The sequence below is a fragment of the Mycobacterium appelbergii genome (genome assembly GCF_032883035.1).
Taxonomy (GTDB): Bacteria; Actinomycetota; Actinomycetes; order Mycobacteriales; family Mycobacteriaceae; genus Mycobacterium; species Mycobacterium appelbergii.
In genome coordinates this window covers 15,884-39,110 of sequence record NZ_JAMQTH010000008.1, presented here as the reverse complement: position 1 = coordinate 39,110, position 23,227 = coordinate 15,884, and the positions used below count along the sequence as shown (strand labels likewise).

The following is a 23,227-nucleotide window of genomic DNA, read 5'->3' as shown; positions in this document are numbered from 1 at the left end:
ACCGGAACGGCGAACCGGACGCAGGCCCACCAGGATCACCTCGTTGAACTCCCCACGGCCCCCGCGGATTTCCTGCAGCAGGCCGGTCAAGGAGTCGAGTGGACGCCGTCGATGCGTGCCTCATTGATCTGGTGAACACGCACGCTCACCTCCAGTTGGAAGCGGTCGGCGGGGTTTTTGAGGGAAAGCCCGGTGAGATCCTCGATGAGCTTTATCCGGTACAGCAACGAGTGCCGGTTGAGGTAGAGCGCGCGGGCAGCTGCGCTGATGTTCGTGGCCTCGTTCAGCAGGATTTCCAACGTGTGCACGAGCTGTCCGCGCCGCGTCCGGTCGTAATCGACGAGAGGCCGCAGCGTCTGCAGGATTGTCGCCATGCTTCGCGGATGCTGGCGGAGCACCTCGGCGAACTGACGCGGACCGACCGGGCCGTCCGGTACCGACGAAGGCGCCGACGCCGCCATGGTGACGGCCTGGCCGCGCTCGGGAGGCAGCAGCACCCAGCTCGCGAGGTGCTCCGGAAAGCCGCTGGCCTGCCGGGCTGACTCGACCAGTCCGGACACCGTGGACTCCGCCAACGCCGACGAGAAATGACTCATCACGAGGTCGTCGGTGACAGACGAATTGACCGTCACGCCTGTCGCCAGCGCCAACTCGTGCAGCGCGTCGGCGAAGGCGTCTGCGACGTCGTTCCACCTGCCGTCGTCACCTTCGCGGCGTCCGATGGCCATCTGGACCGTGGTGCTGGGCGGTGACGGCGAAACCAGGGGCAGCAGGCTTTTCTGGACATCGGCGAAGGCGATCTCCCAGGGCAGCAGCACCACCGGAAAACCATGTCGATCGGCGAACGGGATCAGCGAGTTGAGGAGGTTGTGGATGTCGATCCCGGGTGGAGGGCTCAACACCACGCCGACCGCCGGTGAGGAGACAAGATAGGTGAGGAAATCTCGCACGCCCGGCTGATGAACGTCGACTCCGGTGGTCAGCACCAGGTCGCCGGCACGGACAAAGGATTCGGCAGGCGCATGGATGATGTCCACCCAGAGGACATCGCGCGTCAGTCCGTGGTGCCCGGCAAGGACAGCACCCTGATCCAGTGGCGGAACGGTCAAGGCCGCCGCCACGGTCAGCGGCGAATCCCGAGACATCTTGGACCTTTCTCCTGATCGACCATTTCGGCCCGACGGTATCAGCGCTTCCGGTAAGACACGGTTGGCCGGCAACCACCTGCGCGGGCAGGTGGTTGCCGGCCGGCGACCGCGTCAACGTCAGGATACTGAGGTCAGATCCTCCGACGAGCGCCGACTGAGCAACATTCCGAGTCCGAGAAGCAACAGCGGCAGCACCCCGAAGGTCACCGCGAGCGTGAAACTCCCACCGACGACCAAGGTCAGGTTCGACACGACCAGCACCAGAGCCGCGGCCAGGGCCAGCGTGGCGATCGACGCCAGCACGACGATGCGCGGCGAACCACCGCGACGGCTGAAGAAGATGACGACAGAGATCGTCGTCAGCAGCCACAGGATCGCCAGCCCCAGGATCCCCAGGCCGCCGAGCGGTCCGAAGATCTGCAATACCGGGTCCAGCTTCAGCCCCGCGAGGATGGCCATGATCACGAACGACAACACACTGATCAGAATCGAGGCGTTCGCCGGTGAACCGTGGCGCCCGTGGACACGACCGAACCGTTTCGGAAGGACGCCGCTTCTCCCCAGCACGAACGCGTACCTCGAACAGATGTTGTGAAATGCCAGTGCGCAGGCAAACACGCTGATGAACCAGAATCCGGTGGTGAGGTCACGCCCCAGCATGCCGAGGTACTGCTGCGCCGTGTTCACCATGAAGTTGTCGGGATCGTCCTTGGCCGCCTGGACGGCGTCCGGACCGCCGTTGCCCTCGATGAGGGCCCAGCTCGAGAAGGCGTAGAAGCTGGCCACGATTCCCACAGCCCAGTAGGTGGCGCGCGGCACCGTGCGGTCCGGGTCCTTGGCCTCGTCCCGGAAGACTGCGGTCGCCTCGACACCGACGAAACCCCACAGGGCGTACAGCAGGGCGATGCCGAACCCACCGGCAATACCTTGTGGGGTGAAGGAGTCGCCGGTGATGCCCTGCTCGCCTCCCTGGATGACGATGACCAGGTCGAGGACGACAAGGATGGCCACCTCAGAGACCAGGAAGATGCCCAGCACCTTGGCGCTGAGATCGATGTCGCGGTAGCCCAGCCAACCGACGATCGCGAGCACCACCCCGGTGAGTACCCACCAGGGGATCGCCGGTCCGTCGAATCGCTCGATGAGACCGGCCAGGATCACTCCGTCGTAGGCCGACACGCCGAGCAGGGTCGCCATGTAGGCAGGCAACGCGAGCACGGCCGCGCCCGCCCCGGCCGCACGGCCAAGGCCCTTCTGGATGTAGGCGTAAAAGGCGCCGGTGTCGGTGACGTATTTCGACATCGCGACGAAACTGGCCGCGAAGAGCAGGAAGATGACACCCGCGACCAGGAAGGCGACCGGGATACCCGTGGTCTCGCCGAGCACCATCCCGATCGGGACGTTCCCACCGATGGTCGAAAGCGGCGCCGCAGCGGCGACCACCATCAGGACGATGGCGGGGACACCGAGGTTGCCGCGCAATTTGCCGGCACGGCCTTCCGATGACGTTTCGCGGGCACCTGTGTCGTCCGCGTTGACGACGTCAGACATGTGGCTGATCCTCCTCTGCCAGGGAGTCGCAGTTCGCCGGCTCCGTCGAGTTCCGGGCAAGTCTGTGAGAACGACGAGCAATCTGCCAGAGCGCTACGACACTTTCCAACATCTTGTTGTAGGCCCGGTCACACCGACCCACTGAACCCGGACCCGCCTCAAACAGATTGTTGGAAGGTCCCCGCACCTCGTTGTTCCGACGCGGGCATTCAGTCGATGCTGAGCCCGTCACGCAACAAGAGAGGTACGGCGAGCGCCATGCACCCGAGCAACACCGAGATCGAGCAGGACCACCGGCTGGGACGTATTCGGATGTTGGACGAGCAGCGCGTCAACCTCGACGGGTTCGCAGAGGCCGACCCGGACCTGGGAATGATCTCGCATCTTTCGCCCCACGACCCGGAACCGTCCTGGGTAGTGGCCGACGACGGCACCGTGCTGGAGATGGACTCGACCCCCGCCGCTGACTTCGACACCATCGACGAGTTCGTCGTGCGCTATGCCATCGACCACACCGAGGCGCCGCGGTCGATGGCGCTGGACGAGGTCGACCTGGCTCGGCTGATCGTCGACTCGAGCGTTCCCCGCGAACAGGTGCTGCGAGTCTGTGCGGGACTCACCCCCGCCAAGATGGCCCGGGTCGTGGCGATGTTGCAGCCCGTTGAGATCCAGATGGCGATGATGAAGATGCGCGCCCGCCGGACTCCCGCCAACCAGGCTCACGTGACCAATCGTCTCGACGATCCATTGCTGATAGCGGCCGATGCGGCCACTGCCGTGGTCTACGGCTTCCGCGAATTGGAGGCGACCGTCCCGGTTCTGGACGACGCCCCTGCGGTGGCCGTGGGTTTGCTGATCGGCTCCCAGGTGCCTGCCCCCGGCGCACTGACCCAGTGCTCGGTCGAGGAAGCCCGTGAGCTGGAGCTCGGTGTGCGCGGATTGGTCTCCTACGCCGAGACCGTGTCGGTCTACGGCACCGAGCAGGTCTTCACCGATGGCGACGACACGCCATGGTCGAAGGCATTCCTGACCTCGTCCTACGCCTCGCGCGGAATCAAGATGCGGCTGTCCAGTGGGGCGGGCTCCGAGGTGCTCATGGGCCAGGCCGAACGAAAGTCCATGAACTACCTGGAGTCCCGGTGCGTAGCACTAGCCAAGGGCATCGGCGCCCAAGGAGTGCAGAACGGCGGCATCGACGGTGCAGGCATCACGGCATCGGTGCCCGGAGGTGTTCGGGAACTGATCGCCGAGAACCTCATGGTCATGCTTCGCGGCCTGGAATCCTGCAGCGGCAACGACAGTTTGATGTCCGAGTCGACGATGCGCCGGACCAGCCGGACGTTGCCGGTGCTGCTGTCCGGATCGGACTTCATCTTCTCCGGATTCGGCTCGGTTGCGGCCTACGACAACATGTTCGGGCCATCGAACTTCAACGCCGCCGATCTCGACGACTACCTTGTGCTGCAGCGCGACTGGGGGGTCGATGGCGGCTTGCGGTCGGTCGACCCGACCACGCTGGAGTCCATGCGCCGCCAGGCCGCCGAAGCCACCCGTGCGGTGTTCGAGTACCTCGGCCTCGCGGATTTCGACGACGAACATGTGGAAGCCGTTGTCGGAGCCGAGGGTTCGAAGGATCTTCCGGAGACCGACGGGGTCAAGGTGCTCAGCGCCGCCAGGATGATCGAGCAGTCGGGGCTCACGGTGCTCGACGTGGTCGGCGCGCTCGCCGAGACCGGATTCGGTGACATCGCCGACCGCGTCCTCGGCATGGCCCGGGCCAGGGTCAACGGCGACTACCTGCAGATCGCCGCCATCTTCGACGAGGAGATGAACGTGTTGTCGGCATTGAAGGACCCCAACGACTACCGCGGACCGGGAACGGGATATCGACCGTCGGCCGAGCGCCAAGCCCAGATCGACACCGTGCGGCAGGCACAGTCGGTTTCCGACCTCGTCAGAGAGCAGGCGACTTTCGCTCAGCCGGACCGTTTGGCCGTGGTCGGCCCTGCGCTGCTCGGCGAGGATCCGCGCGAGGTCGTCGTCGGCGTCTCAGCCGCGTTCGGGGCCAAGCTGTTTCGCACGCTCTCCGGTCTGACCATCTACGACGTGCTGGAACAGATCTTCGCCGGCCTGGAAGAGGAACAGTGCATGCCCCGGCTGGTGCGGATCACCGACAGCGTTGACCTGGGCGCGATCGGGAAGTCCGCGGCGCAGCTGTCCGGGTCCGGGATCGCGGTCGGACTGCAGGCCAAGGGCACGACGATCATCCACCGCCGCGACCTGTCACCGTTGGCCAACCTCGAACTGCTCAGCATCGCGCCGCTGATCACCCCGGAGATGTATCGGCTGATCGGAATCAATGCCGGGCGGCATGCCAAGGGCGCCACGCCCGCCCCGATGCGCAACGCCTACACGGAAGAGGCGATCACCGCTCGCTACCACACCAAGGTGGTGGCGATGGTTGCCATCGAGCGTGAGCAGTCCGTCCTCCGCACTGGTGACCAAGTCGGCACGAACGTAGAAATGGAGTTCAAGCGATGACCACCTCTTCACACTCGGGTCGCAGCGTCGACGAGGTGACTGTCGAGGCTGCCCGTGGCGGGGACCTGACCCTGGACGACATTCGAATCAGCCGGGAAACGCTGTTGACTCAGGCAGACACCGCTGAGAGCACCGGATCTGCCCAACTGGCATTGAACCTTCGACGCGCAGCCGAGATGACCGCGCTGAGTTCCCAGGACATGCTCGCGGCGTATGAGGCGCTGCGACCGGGGCGTTCCACGTCCGCGGAGCTTGAGGAGTTGGCACAGCGACTCGCCGCGCAGGAGGCACACATCTGCGCGGAGTTCGTGCGTGAGGCCGCCGCGGTCTACCGGCGGCGCGGCTTGTTGCGATGACCATCTGGGCCGGAGTCGACATCGGCAACGCCACCACCGAGGTGGTTCTATGCGGCGGGGCCGACGGACTCGACGTGCTGGCCAGTGCCCGTACTCCGACACGCGGCGGCAAGGGATCGGTACGGGCCGTTGAAGGAGCCGCACAACTCGCCCGCCGGCTGGCGGATGCGCACGGACTGGTCATCGGACGGGCCGCGTTCGCCCCGACCTCACCCGTCCACTCCACTGTCCAACAGGTCCGACTCGAGACGCGACACACCGGACGGCTCACCATAGTCACCCGGTCGGCAGCGACCACCGCCGGCGATGCCGCCGGTGTCGGGACTCCGGTGCCCGTCGAACATCTCGGCCATGCCGACCCCGGCAACCCGATCGTCGCCTGCGCGGGCCGAGATCAGGGGTACCGCGAGGTGGCCGAGCTCGTCAATGCGGCAGTCGACGACGGCCGAAACGTGGTCGCGGTGCTGACGACCAACGACGAGGCCGTGCTGGTCTCCAACCGACTACGGACTGCCCTGCCGGTCATTGATGACATTGACGTGCCGACCCTGCTGTCGGCGACATTGGTCGCGGTAGAGGTGCGCCAGGGATTGACACCGCTGCAACGGCTTACCGACCCCTTCTGGCTCGCCGACGTGTTCGGCCTCGACGATGCCGAACGTGTCGACGCCCGCGTCGTCGCCGATCAGCTTTTCGACAGTGCGTGCGCGGTGGTCGCTCTCGACAGCCCGAAACCGTTGTGCGACGCGTCGCCCGGGCAGACGTCCCAGCCGGACGTGCCGTCGGACACCGAGACTGATCTGACCTATACCGTCCACCTGGCCGATATTGCCGCACAGGCCAACTCGCGACGCGGGTCGATCGCCGTGGACAGTCTGGTGACGGCCACAATGGGCGACGTGCAAGAAGCGCCCGCCGATACCGATGCGCTCAGCCACGCCCTGGGGGTTCCGGTGACGCGGATCGGATCGGAAGCCGCCGCGGCCCGGGTCGGTGCCCTCACCACCCCCGGCGTCACGTCCGACGTCGCCGTGGTGGACGTCGGAGGCGGAACCGTCGACGTCGTGACTGAGGACTCCCGCGTCGTGCTGCCAGGCGCGGGGCAGCTTCTCACCACCGCCACCGCCACCGCACTGGACATCTCCAGAAGCGCGGCCGAATATGCGAAACGTGCGGAGGCCGTCACCGCTGTCACCGTCCAGCTCATCGAGGACGAGCACAGTCGCCGACAGTTTCTCGACAAGCCGATCGACGGCCGGTGCACCGGGTGGTTGTTGACCGCTGCGCCGAGTGGTCTGCTGCCGTTCACGTCGCGGCTTTCCGGTGCGGAATGGCGCAGTTGGCGACTCGCGGCCAAGCGGTTGGTCATCGGCGGCAATGTGATGAGAGGTATCGCGCAGGCGGCCCCCGGTACGGGCGGGGTGCTGCTCGTGGGCGGCGGAGCCGGTGACGACGAACTGGTTCGCGCAGTCAGCGAACAGCTCGGCCACCAGGTCGCTGTCGGGCGTGGCAACATCCGGGGGCAGCTGGGCCATCGCTTCGCCGTGGCGTACGGGCTCGTCGTGCTCGCAGTCCGAGGGGTCTAGGGCTTACTGAATTTCAATAGCGTGCGGGTGAGGTGCAGGCTCGTGATTTTCCATGCCCCGTCCCGCTTTTCGTAGATCTCGTGGTAGTGGCCCGCCCCATGCAGTTCGCTGCCGTCGGGAAAGAACAGCATGTCCTCCATCGCCCAGATGCCCGTGGCGGTCGCGTCGGAGGTGAACACGATCTCGGGCGTGTGGCAGTGGTGCACCGTCGCCGCGTGCTCCACCCCGCCCCACACCACGGGGAAGAATTCTTCGAAACCGTTCAGCGGCGGAGCGGTCTGCGGGTCGGCGCCGCCGGTCGACACGGCCATGTCCAACGTGACGACGACATCCTCGGCGAACAACGCGCGCCACGCGTCGATGTCCTTGGTGTCCAGAAATCGGCAGTAGCGGGCCTTCAGTTGCTTGATCGCCTCGATGTCGTCGGTCACGTCGCGTCCCCTCAGTCGTTACGGAAATGTATACCGTAATAGCTTCCGCGGCGTGTCGTTGGGCTTGCCGAGGCCAAGCACATACTGAGCCGCCACATTCCGGAACACGTTGTGGTCGAGCATCACGTTCCACCCTCGTTCCCATCACTGTCTGAGCACACGTCCCACTGAGCGGCAGGCGTCAGTTGGTGAATCAGAGATGGCCAATGAGGCTTGAGATGCATTGGCACTCTTGAAGGGAACCTCACATGAAAGTCAGAAACCTCGAGGGAAAGGTCGCCCTCGTCACCGGTGCCGCCCGAGGCCAGGGCCGATCGCATGCGTTGGCTCTAGCAGCCGCCGGCGCGTCCCTTGCCATACTCGATACCGACCGCAGCGTCGATGACGTCGCATATCCGATGGGCGACATCACGGAGCTATGGCAGACGCAGCGAGATGTCGAAGCACTCGGAGCAAAATGCGTCGCCGCCGTTGTCGACGTCCGCGATTCTGCCCAAGTGGACCGGTTCACCGCCGATGCTGCGGCAACGTTCGACAGTATCGACATCTGCGTCGCCAACGCGGGCATCACGATTATCGCCGAGGCGCTGCAGACCTCAGACACGACCTGGGCTGATACGCTCGCCGTCAACCTGACCGGTGTCTTCAACACCATCCGTGCCAGCGCCGGCATCATGGTACAGAAAGAGATACCGGGATCGATTATCTGCACCGGATCGGTGTGTTCACAACGAGCGCAACGCGGTCTCACCGCGTACACAGCCTCGAAACATGGCGTGCTCGGCCTGGTTCGTCAGTTCGCACTCGAGCTTGCACCATGCGGAATTCGGGTGAACGTGGTCGAGCCTGGCAACACCAATACGCCGACGATCAACAACACCCCGATGTATCGGCGGCTGCGGCCCGACCTCGCCGCAGCCGACCGCAACGACGCGATAACAGCATTCGAACGAATGAATGCGATGCCAGTACCGTGGGTGGATCCACAAGACATCAGCGATGCCGTGCTCTGGCTGGCATCTGAAGAATCGCGCTACGTCACCGGCATCGAGCTCCCTGTGGACGCCGGACTCCTGCTCACCCCTGGGCTGAACCCAGACTAGGCACCCGATCGGTCGACTGAACTTGCTATCAAGCCACCTGGCCAGCGCACCTATCGTTTCGCTGGCCAGGTCAGTGTCACTTCGACACTCCTGCCTGATCTCGCACCAGTCGGATATCGAACCTGACTTCAGCCCAGGGTGTTTCGGTGGGTGCTCCGGCGGGCGCCGTTCCTGCGGGTCGATCAGCGAATTCGAAGATAAGACTGCAGCACTGGTGACGGCGGCCACGACGAACTGCCACTCAGTGGCAACTGTGGTGGCTTTGGCCAATTGCGATCATGTTCGCGGTCGTAGCGCCGCAGCGATGGCCGCCGTGTCCCAGTGGAACGGCTGGATCTCCAGGATGAGTCCGTCCTTGACCGTGATCATTTGCAACAGCGGCCAGGTCAGCTTCGCTCCGTTTGCGCGTGCTGTCGCTTCGACCGTCGAACGGACGAAGACAACATCCGATCCTGACGGAAAGAACTGGGGCGCAGTGACTGTCAACGAGGACCAAACTTCCGAGAATGCCGCCATCCACTGTTCAAAACCTTGGTGGCCACGCCATTGACCTGCATAGGGAAGAGCATCGGGCTGGTGCATCACACAATCCGGATGCAGTGTCACCGCGATAACCGAGAAGTCCTTGGGTTCGGATTCCAGATATGCCGTCTCTGCTTCGTAGAACCGCTGCAATACCGCTATCGCATTGTCATTCACTGCCTGATTCTCCTTACTTGTGTTGCTATTGAGCGACCCAGCCACCGTCGACAAGCACGCTGCTTCCAGTAACGAGCGCCGCTGCGGGTGACACCAGGAACGCCACCACTTCGGCCACCTCGGTGACCGTGCCGAAGCGTCCGATCGGTACTTTGGCGAGCAGCGCGTCCGATTCGACGGGGCTGGTGAGAAACGGGCGAGTCATTGCGGTTTCGACAAATGTGGGTGCCACCGACACGATGCGAATCCCTTGTGGTGCGAGTTCCACTGCCAATGCCTTGGTCATTCCCTCGACAGCGTGCTTCGTTGCGCAATACACGCTCCGATCCGGTGCACCGACGTGTCCCATCTGACTGGATATGTTCACGATCACGCCGGGGGCCCGTCGACTCAGAGCCTGACGAACGAAGAATTGTGTCACCCGAAACACTGCCCGCAGGTTCAGCCCGATCAGGGTGTCGAGGTCGTCGGGTGTGACGTCGACGAATGGTTTCGGCCTGTTCGTTCCGGCTGAGTTGACCAGGAGGTCGGCGGTGCCGATCTTCTCGAACGCGGCAGTGAGTGCGGCGTCTTCGACAACGTCGGTCGCGATCGCTTCGGCCCGACCTCCCGCAGCGATGATTCCGGCGACCACCTCCTGCAGTTCGGGCAAGCTGCGCGCCAGCAGTATGACCTCGGCACCTCTCGCGGCCAGCAGTTCGGCCGCCGCCCGGCCGATCCCTCGGCCGGCCCCGGTGACCACTGCGCGTTTACCCGCCAGACTCAGACCGTCGTACCCGGCGCCCGATGCCGTCACGACGGATCACCGAGGCCGCAGGCGCGGCGATAGTGCGGCACGTTCCAATAGAACGCCCGGAATTCGGTGATGCGGCCCTCTCGCACGGTGACCAGCTGCGCCATCGGATAGTCGAGTGACTCACCCGTCAGTCGTGAACGGGTCACCAATCGGCACGACACAATCACCTGATCGCCGTTCTCGAAGAACGCCGGGTCCTGCACATCGACCATGTCCCAGTGCCGGCTCATCTCTGTCGACCAGCCCTTGAAGCCCTCGTAGCCGATCCAATCCCCACCCCACGGCAGGTCCGGGGACTGATGTAGGACCACCTCGGGGTCGAGGGCGGCACCCATGTCGTCGAAACTCACCCCTGCGGCAACCCCACCGGCAGCCATGTAGATCCGCTCGGCACGGTAGAACTCCAGGAGCACCTCGATCGCCGACGAGCCCGAGGCTGAGCCGGTCACCGCTGCGCCCATGCGAGTTCAGCGCCGCCGAATTTGTGGGCGCGCACGTCACCCGAACGGGCGTGACCTTCGAAGGACTCGACACGCGCGGCACGTCCGCACAGTGTTCCGAGCGCGGCACTGGCGCCCGGTTCGGTGACCTCCTGATAAGTGACTGTTTTGAGGTACTTGCCCACCCACAGCCCGCCGGTGTAGTTCGCCGCGCCGCGCGTCGGCAGTGTGTGATTGGTGCCGATCACCTTGTCACCGTACGACACACACGTGCCTTCCCCGAGGAACAGCGCCCCATAGTTGCGCATCTTCTCGAGCGCTTCGCGCGGGTGGCGGGTCAAGATCTGCACGTGCTCACTGGCGTAACGGTCAGCGAGCACGTATGCGGCGTCGAGGTTTTCGACCACGGCAACCTCACCGTGGTTGCGCCAGGCCGGTTCGGCGAAGTCGGCGGTCGGCATGTCGACGAGGAGTTTGTCGATCTCTTCCATCACGGTTCGCCCGAGCGCCGCCGACGTGGTGATGAGCACGGCCGGGGAATCGGGCCCGTGCTCTGCCTGGCTGAGGAGGTCGACCGCGACGACGAAGGGATCCGCGTACTCGTCGGCGATGACGAGCACTTCTGTGGGACCGGCGAACAGGTCGATGCCGACCTCACCGAACAGCTGCCTTTTGGCCTCGGCCACGTAGGCATTACCCGGGCCGGCCAGCATGTCCACCTTCCCGATGGTTTCGGTACCGATCGCCAGCGCCGCAACGGCCTGCGTGCCGCCGAGCAGGAAGATCTCGTCAGCTCCGGCCAGGTGCAGCGCCGCAACAGTTGCGGCCGGAATCTCGCCGCGGATCGGCGGCGTGCAGGCGCTTACGCGCTCGACACCGGCAACTTTGGCGGTCACCACGGTCATGTGTGCCGACGCGACAAGCGGGTACCGGCCGCCGGGCACATAGGCGCCGGCAGAGGCCACCGGAATATTCCTCTGGCCCAGGAACACTCCAGGATCGGTTTCCACTTCGAAGTCGCTCAGCGAGTTCTTCTGGTGCACAGCGAAGGTACGCACGCGGTCCTGTACCGTCTTGATGTCGGCGAGCGCCTGGTCAGGCACGGTGTCGATGATTTCGGTGATCTGCCCCTCGCTGAGGCGGAAACTCTCCGGCGACCACTTGTCGAACTGCTGCGAATAGTCACGGACCGCGGCATCACCACGGTCCCGTACGTCGGCGATCACCGCCGTCACCGTGTCTCGCACGCTACGGGCGTGTTCGGCATCGGTCGTGGTCGGCGGCGCTGACTTCAGGTATTCGGTCATGACGAAACTCCTTGGTTATTCGGGTGATTGGCGAGGGCGAACTCAACCGAGAGCGGACAGTTCCCGCTCGCTGACCGGCTCGGCGTGTCCGGCCAGCCAGCGTTCGGCGTCGATCGCAGCGGCGCAACCGGACCCCGCCGCCGTGATCGCCTGCCGGTAGGTCCGGTCGACGAGGTCGCCGCAGGCGAACACACCCTCGACGTCGGTGTGGGTCGAGTTGGTGCGGGTGCGGACATACCCGTCGCTGTCAACCTCCACCTGGCCGTGCACCAGGCCGCTGCGCGGGTCGTGTCCGACGGCCACGAACATCGCCGTCGCATCGATCACGCTTTCGCTCCCGTCGGCTGTATCCCGCAATCGCAGCGCCGTCACACCGTCGGAACCGACGACCTCGGCGACGGCCTTACCGGTCTGCCACCGCAACTTCGGGTCGTTGCGGGCGCGCTCCAGCATGATCTTGGAGGCACGAAATTCGTTGCGGCGATGAATGACAGTGACTGACCGCGCGAAGCGGGTGAGGAAGGTGGCCTCCTCCATGGCCGAGTCTCCCCCGCCGACGACGGCGATGTCATGATCACGGAAGAAGAAGCCATCGCAGGTAGCGCAGGAGCTGACACCACGTCCGAGCAGTTCTTGCTCCCCTGGCACGCCGAGGTAGCGCGGAGCCGCGCCCATCGCCAGGATGACCGCGCGGCTTCGGTAGGTCACACCGTCGGCAGTCACCTCTTTGACATCACCGTCCAGCCGCACCTCATCGACATCGACGGTGTGCAGTTGCGCACCGAATCGAATGGCCTGCTCGCGCATCTGGTCCATCAGTTCCGGCCCCATGATGCCGTCGGTGAAGCCGGGATAGTTCTCCACCTCGGTGGTGGTCATCAACGCGCCGCCGTATTGGGTTCCTTCGAAGACCAGCGGCGCCAATTGGGCACGTGCCGCGTACACGGCGGCGGTGTATCCCGCCGGTCCCGATCCGATGATGATGACTTCGTGTATCACGTCATTTTTCCTTTGTTGCTGTGCTTTTGGCGGTCACGTCGACGAGCACCTTGCCGGTGACGGCGCCCGCGCAGAGCGGGACCAGACCGTCGTCGACCAGCTGGTCGAGGCCGATGACGCGGTCGGCGGCCCCCCCAAGCGACGGTGTCGCCCGGAGGATATCGAGCGATTGGGGGATGTTGCGGTCACAGATGTGGGCCACCGTGCCGATCAGGTCGAGCTCTCGGAATGCGATGTCGGCGGTATCGACCGTGGGCGGTTGCTTGGGAAGCCCGACCAGCAGCACACGTCCCCCACGGCGGGTGGCCGCGATGACGGTGGCGAGGGTGCGAGGTGCGCCCGACGCCTCGACGGCCACATCGACTCCGCCCGAGGTGATCTCGCTGACCGCGGCGCCGACATCGTCGACGGTCGCGTCGAGGACATGGGTGGCGCCCAGCGACGTCGCCAATTGCAGGCGTTCAGGTGAGATGTCGGAGGCGATGATCGTTCTGCAGCCGCGCGCTGCCGCTCCGGCGACGAGGAAGCCGCCGATCCCTCCCGCGCCATTGATCCACACGGTGTCGGCCGCTGCGAGCCGGGCGCGGTCCAGTGCGTGTAGCGCCACGGCGAACGGCTGCGTCATCGCCGCGCTGTCATCACTCAACTCGTCGGGCACCTCGAGGCAGATGCGGGCCGGGGCGGTCACGAATTCGGCCATGCCACCGTGGGTCTGCAGGCCCAGGGTGTAGTACCGCTCGCACAGATTGGGACGCCCCTGCCGGCACCACGAGCATGCGCCGCACCACACACCTGCCCCAGGCACCACCCGTTGTCCGATGTCAAGGGAGCCGACGCCGGCGCCGACTGCGACGACGCGTCCCACAAATTCGTGCCCGAGGATGACGGGCCCGTGGTGACCGCTGCGCGGATTGGGGGTATCCAGAGGTGTGACCACCGGCCCGCGACTGAATTCGGCGGCATCGGAACCGCAGATGCCGGCGCGGATGACTTCGATGAGCACCTCATCGTTGCGCGGCTCCGACGGGTCGGCGACGGTCTCGATGCGCACATCCCCGGCGCCGTGCAGTACTGCTGCCCTCATCTGTCGCTCCCTGCGTTGACGAACGCGGCGAAGCCGGGGGTTTCCAGGGCGGCCGCGGTGGGTTCGAACTCGACGACGTGGTACTCGGCCACACCGCTTCGGACGAACGGATCGTCGGCGAGCAGGTCACGAAAGGCGTCGACGCTGTCGGCGCGGCCGATGATCACTCCTCCGACCGCCGGATTCTGTCGGCCCGACACCAGCAGACGTCCCGACTCATACTGTTGAGCAATCCAATCCAGGTGCTGTGCTCTGGTGGTGTCGACGTTCTCGAGCGGCTTGGTATACGTCGACAGTGCAACGAACATCACCGTCATGTCGCCAGGAACCCGCCGTCGACCGGCAGGATGACACCGGTGATCCAGTCGGCGCCGGGCGAGGCCAGGAACGCCACTGCTGCGGCGACGTCGTCGGGTACGCCGAGTTCGGGCCAGGGATGCAGGGCCTGGATCTTGGCGAGGGTCTCGGGATCGTCAAAGGCAGCACGGTTCATCGCCGTCGGGAAGTAACCTGGCGCCACGGCATTCACATTGATCCGATGCGGGGCGTTCTCGATGGCGACCGCTCGGGTGAGGTTGTGAATGGCTCCTTTGGATGCGGAATAGGCGCCCAGGTCGGCCTGGCCGATGTCACCGGCAATCGAACCGACATTGACGATCTTCCCGCGTGAGCGGCCACGGGCCTCCTGAACAACCATCTGGCGGATTGCCGCCTTACAGCCCAACCACGTTCCCGTGACGTTGATCTCGAAGGTCTTGTCCCAGGTTTCGCGGGGCTCGTCGACCACCGAGTAGTTGCCCAGGAATGCGCCGGCGTTGTTGACGTAGACGTCCAGACTGCCGAAGGCCTCCACTGCGGCACGGACGGCGGCGTCATGATCCTCGGCACGGGTGACGTCGGCCTGGACGTACTCGGCCTTGCCGCCGCGTTGACGGATCAGGTCGTCGGTGTCGATGTCGAGATCGGGCTCGAATCCGCCCGCCAGCGCGGACTTGCGGATATCGGAGCAAACCACACCGGCGCCGGCCGCGGCCAACGCCAACGCAATGGCGCGCCCGTGGCCGGAACTTGCGCCGGTGACAACCGCCCCCTTGCCGAGCAGTGGCGCAACGAAGTTGTGGGACATGAGTTCCTCCTTGTGTTGTGGGTCAGCGGCGTTCTGCGGCGTCACTGCGCCGTGTACCCGCCGTCGATCACCAGTTCTGTGCCGGTGACAAATTTCGATTCATCGGACGCCAGGTACACGACGCCGTAAGCGATATCGTCGGGTTCGCCTTGATGGCCGAGCGGATGCATGTCGGCCAACCATTTGAAGTACGCATCAGGTCCATCCGGGTGGACCGCGGCCAGCCTTTCGCTGAGCGCGGTCCGGATCGATCCGGGATGTACAGAGTTGAAACGGATCTTGTCCTCGGCGTAGACCACGGCATCGGTCTTGGCCATCAAGCGCACCGCGCCTTTGGCGGCGTGATACAGCGGCACATCCTTGTTGCCGACAAGGCCGTTGATCGACGAGATGTGGATGACGCTGCCGCCGCCGCCGGCCTGCATGTGCGGAATGACATGTTTGGTACAGAAGAACACGCCCTTGACATCGACGTCGAACAGTTCGTCGAACTCGGCCTCGGTGACTTCATGGGTTGGCTTTTGCGCGCCGGGGATGGCGGCGTTGTTGACCAGCACGTCGATCTGGCCGAACTTCTCGACGGCATCCGAAACCGCTTTGTTTACTTCGGTTTCCACGGTGACGTCGGCAATGACGGCCAGAGCTCGACCACCTGCGGCTTCGATGGTGGCCACCACTTCGGCAGCCTTGGCGCCGTCCCGGTCCAGTACCACGACCGTGGCGCCGGCTTCGGCGAGCCGTAGGCAGGTGGCACGTCCGATACCGTCGGCGCCGCCGGTCACAATCGCAACCTTTCCGGTCAGCCGAGCGGTGGCGGTGGCTGTGGGTGTTGTCATCTGTGTTCTCCTCTTCTCAGGAAACTGCTTTGGTGGACAATGCGGAATCTCCGGTGATCGCGGCGAGCAGCGCTGTCCTGTCGAACGTCGCGGCTGGGGCGGGTGCTGCGGCGATTCCTTTGCGCATCAGCACGATCCGGTCGCTGAGCTGGAGCAGTTCCTCGAGATCATCGCTGAACACCAGGACGGTGACCCCGGAGTCGGCGAGCATCTCGATCTGGGCATAAAGCTCGGCCTTGGCACCGATATCGACTCCGGCCGTGGGCTGATCGAGGATCAGGACCTTCGGCGCCGCGGCGACAGCCCGGGCGAACAGGACTTTCTGCTGGTTTCCGCCGCTGAGCGCGGTGATCTGCAGATCGGGGTTCTTGGGATGCACCGCGAAGCGGGTCATCAGATCCTCGACGGAGGAGTTGACGTGTCGTGTTCGTACGCAGCCGCGTCGCGCGAAGGCACCTCGAAGCGCGGTCAGTTCAATGTTGGCTCTGATCGATCGTTGTTCGATGATGCCTTCGCTCTTACGGTTGCCCGGCAGCATCAACAGTCCGATATCGGCAGCGTGGCGCGGATTCTTGGGCCTTCCGGTGTAGTCGCTCATGCTGACCTGCCCGGAGATTCCCTCGATCGCGCCCACCAATGCACGCGCCAGTTCCGTGCGGCCGGAGCCCTGAATGCCGGCGAAGCCCATCACCTCGCCGCGGCCCACCGTCAAAGTGACCGGCGCGAGCACACCTTCGACCGAAAGGTCCCGCACCTCAAGTGCCGGCTCGGCGTCAGTGCAGTCGATCGCCCGTGCCCCTCGCCCGACTCCTTCGGTCATGGCCTCGAACTTGTCGCCGACCATGAGGTGGGCAATCTTGCCCTGGTCCAGGCCGTCGAGATCGCAGGTCGTGATCCGGTGCCCGTCCCGCAACACGGTCACCGTCGCGCAGACGGCCAGGATCTCTTCCAGGAAGTGTGAAATGTAGATGATGGCCACGCCACGCGCAGACAGCATCGCGATGATTCCGAAAAGTCGCTCGCGCTCTGCGGCCGAGAGCCGCGCGGTCGGCTCATCCATGACCAGGATCTTGGCGCGACGCGCCACGGCCTTGGCGATTTCGACCATCTGCTGCTGCCCAACAGGTAGCTCGGATACCGGGATGTCGGCAGGGATTTCTATGCCGATCTCGGCAAGTTCTGCGAGGCTGCGCCGCCGAGCCACCCGGTGCCGCATCAGGCCGGGAATCGGCGCACCAGGTTCACGTCCCAGCGCGATGTTCTGTGCCGCAGTCATGTCCGGCACCAGGGAGAACTCCTGGTAGATCACCGCGATGCCGGCGCGCAGCATGGCTGCCGGCGAGCTGCCCTCCAGCTCGGCGCCGTCCACTGCAATGGTGCCGCCGTGGTCGGCGTGTACGCCGGCGAGGATCTTCATCAGAGTGCTCTTGCCGGCACCGTTCTCCCCCACCAGGGCGTGGACCTCGCCGGCATGGACGGTCAGGTCCACACCATGGAGTACCCGTCCGGCTGGGAAATCCTTGGTGATCGACCGCATTTCGAGGCGCGGCTGATCGTCATCCTCGTGCTGTACGGTGTGCGGTCGCTGCTCCACTGAGTGCGTCATCGGTTTCTCCAGGCTCAGAACAGGGAGTTGTCGGGGATCTTCTGGACGTCAGCCGCGGTGTAGAGCTCGATCGGGGCGTAGGCGTTGGGCTGGGGCACCTCACCCTCCCGGCCGGAAGCAGCGTCGACGGCGTACTGGATCGCCGTGCCACCCTGGTCGAAGAAGTTCTGGAACGCCGTCGCGGCGATGCTGCCCGACTCCAACTGCGCCTTCACATCCTGCGATGTGTCACCGACGATGAATTTCACGTCGGTACGCCCCGCGCTGGCAGCGTATTTCGCTGCAGTCGCTCCCTCGGGTCCTTCACAGATGATGGCGTCCAGAGTCCCCGGCGGATACTTCGCCAACAAATCCTGACCAACCTTGAGTGCCTGCGCGTTGTCCCAGTTCGCGGTCTGCTTGGCAATGACCTGCATCCCCGGGTGGGCGGCCACGAACTTCTCGACACCTTCAGTGCGCTCCCGCTCCGAGGACGTCCCCAACGCGCCAAGGATAACGGCCACCTTCGCATCCGGTCTCGCCGCCACCAACGCACCTCGGGCCAAGGTCTCACCGAACGCCACATTGTCCGACCCGACATAGGTCAGCCGCTGCCCGCCCTCGCCGATGTCATTGGTCACACCCAACACCGGGATGCCGGCCGCATTGGCCTGCCGCACCGCCGGCACAATCGCGTTGGCATCACTGGCGCTGATCACAATCGCATCGACGCGTCGAGTCACGAACTGCTGCACCAACTGTGCCTGCCGAGCCGGATCCAGCTGGCCATTCTGGATGTCCACTTCGACCCCGAGCTCCTCGCCCTTGGCCGTGATCCCGGCTATGAGTGGAGCGAACGACGGGAGATCGGTGTTGAACAGCACCACTCCAACCCGCATTGGGTCGTCGGCGCCACCCGGTGCCTGACCGCACGCGGTGGCCAGCGTCAGGGTGAGTGCGCCGAGAATTATTGCAGCGGTGCGTGTCACACGCCGCTGGAAACGATGGACTGGCATGACTGCTCTCCTGGTTGTACTGCTGCGATGGGTGCTTGGCCAGCGTCGACCGGACGTGCGCTCAGAACAGGGAGTTGTCGGGGATCTTCTGAATGTCGGTGACGGTGTATAAGTTGATCGGGGCGTAGGCGTTGGGCTGGGGCACCTCACCCTCCCGGCCGGAAGCGGCGTCGGCGGCGTATTGGATCGCCGTGCCGCCCTGGTCGAAGAAGTTCTGGAACGCCGTCGCAGCGATGGTGCCCGACTCCAACTGCGCCTTAACATCCTTCGAGGTGTCACCGACAACGAACTTGACGTCGGTACGACCGGCGCTGGCAGCGTATTTCGCTGCCGTGGCCCCCTCGGGTCCCTCGCAGATGATGGCGTCCAGCGTCCCCGGCGGGTATTTCGCCAGCAGATCCTGACCGACCTTGAGCGCTTGGGCGTTGTCCCAGTTGGCGGTCTGCTTCGCGATGATCTGCATGCCTGGGTTGGCAGCCACGAACTTCTCGATACCTTCCGTGCGCTGCCGCTCCGAGGTTGAACCCAGCGCACCCAGGATCACGGCCACCTTGGCATCGGGTTTGGTGACTTCCAGCGCGCCCTTGGCCAGGATCTCGCCGAATGCCACATTGTCTGACCCGACATAGGTCAGCCGCTCGGCACCTTCACCGATATCGTTGGTCACCCCAAGGATCGGGATGTCGGCCGCGTTGGCCTGCCGCGCGGCTGGCACGATCGCGTTGGCGTCGCCGGCGCTGATCACGATCGCGTCTTTGCGCTGAGTGACGAACTGCTGCACCAATTGAGCTTGCCGTGCCGGATCCAGCTGGCCGTTCTGGATGTCGACTTCAACACCGAGTTCGTCGGCCTTGGCTTTCATTCCTGCGGTCAGGGGGGCGTACGCGGGCAGGTCGGTGTTGAACAGCATCACCCCGATCCGCACCGGGTCGTCCACCGCCCCCGCCCCCTGACCGCACGCCGCAACGAGACCCGCGGTGAGCACTCCGGTGAGTACCGTGGCAAATGCTGTCACACGTCGTCGTGCGCAACTGGAAGACATGTCAATACCTAACTGCGAGAAGGACTGTGACGGTCATACTGACGTGCCACGAGACTTGCGCTGGTAGGCGTCGAAGCCGACGGCCAGCAGGATGACGGTGCCGGTGACCGCCGGCTGCCAGTACGGCGAGACACCGTAAAGGTTCAGCGCATTGGATACCACGCCGAGGAGCAGGGCGCCCAGCACCACCGACCGCACGCCGCCCATGCCACCGCGCAACGGCGTCCCACCGACGACCACCGCTGCGATCGCATTCAGCGCCCAGTTCTCGGTCCCGGTGGGCTGCCCGACGTTGGTCTGCGAGAGCAGGAGGATACCTGCGATCCCGGCGCACAATCCGCCGAAGACGAAGGCGCCCGCCATCACTCGATCGACCGGTACGCCGGCCAGGCGAGCTGGTTCCTTGCTCGAACCGACCGCGTACAGGAAGTGGCCGAATCGAGTGACGTGCAGCATGACCCAGGTGACGAGCACGACCAGGGCGAACACCAGCGCCGGATTCGGTATCCCGAACGTGCGTCCGAGCCCGAATTCGCTGAGCGCCAACGGAAGGCCGGCAATGGCTCGCCCCCCGGTTTGGCTGAGGACGATCCCGGTGATCAATGTGCCGCTGCCTAGCGTGGCAACGAACGGGGTGATGCCGATCCGGGTGACCAGAAATCCGTTGAACAGCCCACAGGTCAGGCCCACCAACACCGCGGTGAGCAGTCCGTAGCCGATGGAGCCGGTACTGACGATCACCGCTGCGGCGCTGACCGACGCACCGACCCCTATCGCACCGAACGACAAGTCGAACGCGCCCGCCACGATGATCACCAGCATCCCGCAGGACAGGACGCCGATGATCGAACTCTGCTGGAGCACACCCAGCAGGTTGTCTGGGCTGCGGAACAGCGGAGAGCTGATCAGCAGAATGCTCAGGATGACGAAGAAGACCACCTGGATGCCGTACCGGGCGCTGAAATCGGCGATCTTGCGCAACCGCTGACGGTGGATGCTCGCCGCGACGACAGCAGGCCGGTCTTGTGTCGCCACAGGCGATTCGGTTACCGAAGACATTGACCCAGTTCCCTTACCGCGTGCCGGTGTCGTCGAGCAGCTCCCGGTAGGCGCTGCTCTGCTCCTCGGAGGCGCGATCGAGCTTCATCAGCGCACCGAGCACGTTCGCCCCGAACTTGAAGCAGATCCAGGCACACAATTCGACGATCTCGTCGTCGTTGAATTCGCCGCGTAGCACGTCGAACATGGAGTCGTCGATGCTGCCGAGGTTGTTGACGACCTGCTCGGCGAAGGCGCCCGCCAAGCTTGCCCGAGGGTCGATGTGCTCGGTCGAGTGGTCGCCGCCGACGGTGGCACAATACTGGCAGCCGATACCCTGCGCGAGGCCGCTGCGCACCTCTTCTTTCAATGCGATCGATAGCTTCGACGAGTTACCGGTGAGCAGCACCTTGTCCAGGGCGGCCCAGGCATCGGCGATCTCGGGGCGATTGCCGAGCACCGCGTAGAAGGAGTCGGTGCTGCGATCGGTGGGCTTGATTCGAGGCATGGTGGTATTCCTTTCCGCTGTCTGCGGTTTCAGTGGTGAAGGTGGTGAGTCTGGTTATCTGGGGTGGCCGCTGATCATCAGGTCAGCGAGATCTTCGGGGTCGATGAACGACGGTGGCGGGGGCGGACCCCACTGGAACAGGCCCTTGGCACCCTCGAGCATCTCGGGGGTCCACAAGGCGTCCTCGGGGATGTGGTCCATGTCGCTGTGGTACTCGGCGAAGTTGCCTGCAGGATCCTTGAAGTACCAGAAGAAGTTCGACCCCGCGTAATGCCGACCCAATCCCCAGACATGACGCTCGGGGTGCTCGGCGAGCATCGCCATGGCGCCGCGGCCGATCGTGTCCACGTCGTCGACCTGCCAACTGCTGTGGTGGATGAACGGCACCGGGGCACGCTGGACGAGGACGTTATGGTGATCGGTGGAGCACCGGAGGAACACACCCACGTCGCGCACCACGTCGCTGACCTTGAATCCCAGAGCGTCGGCGAAGAACACGTAGGAGCGATCGAAGTCGGGGCTGCCCAAGACGATGTGGCCCAATCTTCGGGGCCGCGCCCGTTCACTGGAGATCACCCCGGCGGCGCGAGCGTTCACCCGGTCGGCTCGACCCGGGCCGTTCACCGCCGGTGCGTCATATCGCGGCTGCTCCAGCCGCGGGGCTATCACCAACTCGATGGGCGTCGCGGTACCGGGCTCGATGGTGGTCAAACGGTCATCGTTCCGGGTCGACGCGACGCCGATCGCGGCCAGACCGGCTCTTGCCCTCGCCAGGTCGTCGGCATCGTCGACCGCGAACACCGCGGTGACCAGCCTGCGGGTCGGCGCTGTGGTCAGCGTCAACTGGTGGCCGCCGTCGGCGGTGGCGAACCGACCGTCGCCGAGATCGGCGAGGCCGAAGTCTCGGTAGAAATCGACGGCAGCGGCGAAATTCGGCACACCGAGGGTGATCGAATCCAACCGGTGCAGCGCCATATCAGGCTCCGCGTCCGGCCACTGCGACGTCCTCGACGGAAGCCACGAATGTCTGCTGGAGTTCACCGATGCCCTCGACGTAGCTGCGTAGCACATCGCCGGGGCCGAGGAACCGCGGCGGGGTCCGGCCGGCACCAACACCGGCAGGAGTGCCGGTGAAAACCACGTCACCCGAATACAACTCGACAGTCTCCGACAGTTTCGACAGCAATACCGAGACCGGGAAGATGAGCTGGCTGGTTCGACCCTCCTGCACCACCTCGCCATTGATGCTCGCGCGGATCTCGAGGTCATCGGGGTGGCCGACCTCGTCGACGGTCACCACGGCGGGACCGATCGGTGAGAAGCCGCGGTGCGACTTCGCGAGGCTGAACTGTGGTGCCGGACCCGAATGTTGTTGCTGCCGTTCGGAGAGGTCCTGGCCCACCGTGAGGCCGGCGACGTGCCGCCACGCGTCGTCGACCGGAATGTTGCGGCCGCCGCGGCCGATGACGACCACCAGCTCGACCTCCCAGTCGACCGACCCGGCGGGTAGCGGCACAGTGGTGACCGGTCCGGTGATGGAAGACGTGAACTTCGTGAAGATCACCGGCTCTTCGGGCCGGCTGAACCCGGACTCGGCGGCATGGTCGCTGTAGTTGAGGCCGACCGCGAAGACCTGCCGCGGCGCCGGAACCGGCGATCCCAACTCGGCAGGCACGAGGTCGACGGCAGGAAGCGCGGCCAGCTTGGCCCGGTGTGTCTGATACCAGCCCTCGAATGCGTCCCAGCCCTCATAGATCGCCTGCGGGTCCGGGCCGAAACGTCCGTCTGACGCCTTGGCCACGTCGACAGCACCGCTTGGTGTCGAAACATGAAGACGGCCATTCAAATTCATCAAACGCACGAGATTGCTCCATCGGTTGGTGTTGCGACCGGCGCTGTGGCGCCCGCCACATGTTGTCGTGTTCCCATCACATGCCATCAATCTACGAATGTCAACCCCGTTTTCGAAAACGCACCCTACTTTCTGATTGTGTTAGCCTGACGAACCATCAGGGCATGTACTTGTCAATCTCAG

23 protein-coding genes are annotated in these 23,227 nt (G+C 64.8%); 4 read left to right on the top strand and 19 right to left on the bottom strand.

The genetic code is table 11. The features are described 5' to 3' along the window. Positions 1-86 precede the first annotated feature (86 nt). Together M1247_RS19085 and M1247_RS19080 are read right to left on the bottom strand one after the other, a co-directional pair. Entirely contained in the window at positions 87-1,145 is a 1,059-nt protein-coding gene (locus M1247_RS19085; RefSeq protein ID WP_317157955.1) for a PucR family transcriptional regulator, read from the bottom strand. A gap of 120 nt (positions 1,146-1,265) precedes the next feature. Further along, positions 1,266-2,699, bottom strand: a complete 1,434-nt coding sequence (locus tag M1247_RS19080) for an APC family permease (protein WP_317157954.1) — start codon at positions 2,697-2,699, stop codon at positions 1,266-1,268. Positions 2,700-2,957: 258 nt separating this feature from the next. Between M1247_RS19080 and M1247_RS19075 the strand changes: the two genes are divergently transcribed. Genes M1247_RS19075 through M1247_RS19065 form a run of 3 tightly spaced genes read left to right on the top strand, consistent with a single transcriptional unit; the run spans position 2,958 to position 7,182 of the window. Further along, on the top strand, positions 2,958-5,240 hold the full coding sequence (locus tag M1247_RS19075) for a propanediol/glycerol family dehydratase large subunit (protein ID WP_317157953.1): 2,283 nt from the start codon (positions 2,958-2,960) through the stop codon (positions 5,238-5,240). Continuing rightward, positions 5,237-5,596: a diol dehydratase small subunit gene (locus M1247_RS19070; protein WP_317157952.1), complete on the top strand. Its 360-nt coding sequence runs from the start codon at positions 5,237-5,239 to the stop codon at positions 5,594-5,596. The genes M1247_RS19075 and M1247_RS19070 overlap by 4 nt, the downstream gene beginning before the upstream one ends. Then, complete coding sequence (locus tag M1247_RS19065; RefSeq protein WP_317157951.1) at positions 5,593-7,182, top strand: diol dehydratase reactivase ATPase-like domain-containing protein; 1,590 nt, start codon at positions 5,593-5,595, stop codon at positions 7,180-7,182. Before M1247_RS19070 ends, M1247_RS19065 begins: the two co-directional genes overlap by 4 nt. On the opposite strand, the gene M1247_RS19060 is transcribed toward M1247_RS19065, so the two are convergent. Then, entirely contained in the window at positions 7,179-7,613 is a 435-nt protein-coding gene (locus M1247_RS19060; protein WP_317157950.1) for a nuclear transport factor 2 family protein, read from the bottom strand. The two genes, M1247_RS19065 and M1247_RS19060, sit on opposite strands and share 4 nt — an antisense overlap. Positions 7,614-7,861: 248 nt before the next feature. On the opposite strand from M1247_RS19060, the gene M1247_RS19055 reads away from it, so the two are divergent. Next, on the top strand, positions 7,862-8,716 hold the full coding sequence (locus M1247_RS19055) for a mycofactocin-coupled SDR family oxidoreductase (protein ID WP_317157949.1): 855 nt from the start codon (positions 7,862-7,864) through the stop codon (positions 8,714-8,716). Positions 8,717-8,992: 276 nt separating this feature from the next. On the opposite strand, the gene M1247_RS19050 is transcribed toward M1247_RS19055, so the two are convergent. From M1247_RS19050 to M1247_RS18975, 16 genes are all read right to left on the bottom strand, one after another. Further along, the gene (locus M1247_RS19050) at positions 8,993-9,415 is read right to left on the bottom strand and encodes a nuclear transport factor 2 family protein (protein ID WP_317157948.1); all 423 of its coding nucleotides are present in this window, start codon (positions 9,413-9,415) and stop codon (positions 8,993-8,995) included. A 25-nt stretch (positions 9,416-9,440) separates the two neighbouring features. Further along, complete coding sequence (locus tag M1247_RS19045; RefSeq protein ID WP_317157947.1) at positions 9,441-10,211, bottom strand: SDR family NAD(P)-dependent oxidoreductase; 771 nt, start codon at positions 10,209-10,211, stop codon at positions 9,441-9,443. Next, a complete protein-coding gene (locus M1247_RS19040) occupies positions 10,208-10,660 on the bottom strand; it encodes a nuclear transport factor 2 family protein (RefSeq protein ID WP_317157946.1) in 453 nt (150 codons plus the stop codon). Before M1247_RS19040 ends, M1247_RS19045 begins: the two co-directional genes overlap by 4 nt. Then, positions 10,657-11,958, bottom strand: a complete 1,302-nt coding sequence (hisD, locus tag M1247_RS19035; RefSeq protein ID WP_317157945.1) for a histidinol dehydrogenase — start codon at positions 11,956-11,958, stop codon at positions 10,657-10,659. Before hisD ends, M1247_RS19040 begins: the two co-directional genes overlap by 4 nt. Positions 11,959-12,000: 42 nt before the next feature. Continuing rightward, complete coding sequence (gene trxB, locus M1247_RS19030) at positions 12,001-12,957, bottom strand: thioredoxin-disulfide reductase (protein WP_317157944.1); 957 nt, start codon at positions 12,955-12,957, stop codon at positions 12,001-12,003. 1 nt (position 12,958) lies between these two features. Then, entirely contained in the window at positions 12,959-14,041 is a 1,083-nt protein-coding gene (locus M1247_RS19025; RefSeq protein ID WP_317157943.1) for a zinc-dependent alcohol dehydrogenase, read from the bottom strand. Continuing rightward, entirely contained in the window at positions 14,038-14,358 is a 321-nt protein-coding gene (locus M1247_RS19020) for a YciI family protein (RefSeq protein WP_317157942.1), read from the bottom strand. Before M1247_RS19020 ends, M1247_RS19025 begins: the two co-directional genes overlap by 4 nt. Then, positions 14,355-15,167, bottom strand: coding sequence for an SDR family NAD(P)-dependent oxidoreductase (locus M1247_RS19015; protein ID WP_317157941.1), 813 nt, complete (start codon positions 15,165-15,167; stop codon positions 14,355-14,357). The genes M1247_RS19020 and M1247_RS19015 overlap by 4 nt, the downstream gene beginning before the upstream one ends. 41 nt (positions 15,168-15,208) lie before the next feature. Next, on the bottom strand, positions 15,209-16,003 hold the full coding sequence (locus M1247_RS19010) for an SDR family NAD(P)-dependent oxidoreductase (protein WP_317157940.1): 795 nt from the start codon (positions 16,001-16,003) through the stop codon (positions 15,209-15,211). Positions 16,004-16,019: 16 nt separating this feature from the next. Next, positions 16,020-17,609 (bottom strand): sugar ABC transporter ATP-binding protein, encoded by a 1,590-nt coding sequence (locus M1247_RS19005; RefSeq protein ID WP_317157939.1) that lies wholly within the window; start codon positions 17,607-17,609, stop codon positions 16,020-16,022. A gap of 14 nt (positions 17,610-17,623) precedes the next feature. Next, positions 17,624-18,604: a sugar ABC transporter substrate-binding protein gene (locus M1247_RS19000; protein WP_317157938.1), complete on the bottom strand. Its 981-nt coding sequence runs from the start codon at positions 18,602-18,604 to the stop codon at positions 17,624-17,626. A gap of 61 nt (positions 18,605-18,665) precedes the next feature. Next, positions 18,666-19,619 (bottom strand): sugar ABC transporter substrate-binding protein, encoded by a 954-nt coding sequence (locus tag M1247_RS18995; RefSeq protein ID WP_317157937.1) that lies wholly within the window; start codon positions 19,617-19,619, stop codon positions 18,666-18,668. Positions 19,620-19,679: 60 nt separating this feature from the next. After that, a complete protein-coding gene (locus tag M1247_RS18990; RefSeq protein WP_317157936.1) occupies positions 19,680-20,681 on the bottom strand; it encodes an ABC transporter permease in 1,002 nt (333 codons plus the stop codon). Between the two features lie 37 nt (positions 20,682-20,718). Continuing rightward, on the bottom strand, positions 20,719-21,192 hold the full coding sequence (locus M1247_RS18985; RefSeq protein WP_317157935.1) for a carboxymuconolactone decarboxylase family protein: 474 nt from the start codon (positions 21,190-21,192) through the stop codon (positions 20,719-20,721). Positions 21,193-21,246: 54 nt separating this feature from the next. Next, entirely contained in the window at positions 21,247-22,167 is a 921-nt protein-coding gene (locus M1247_RS18980) for a VOC family protein (protein WP_317157934.1), read from the bottom strand. A 1-nt stretch (position 22,168) separates the two neighbouring features. Continuing rightward, positions 22,169-23,053 (bottom strand): fumarylacetoacetate hydrolase family protein, encoded by an 885-nt coding sequence (locus M1247_RS18975; RefSeq protein WP_317157933.1) that lies wholly within the window; start codon positions 23,051-23,053, stop codon positions 22,169-22,171. Positions 23,054-23,227 lie beyond the last annotated feature (174 nt).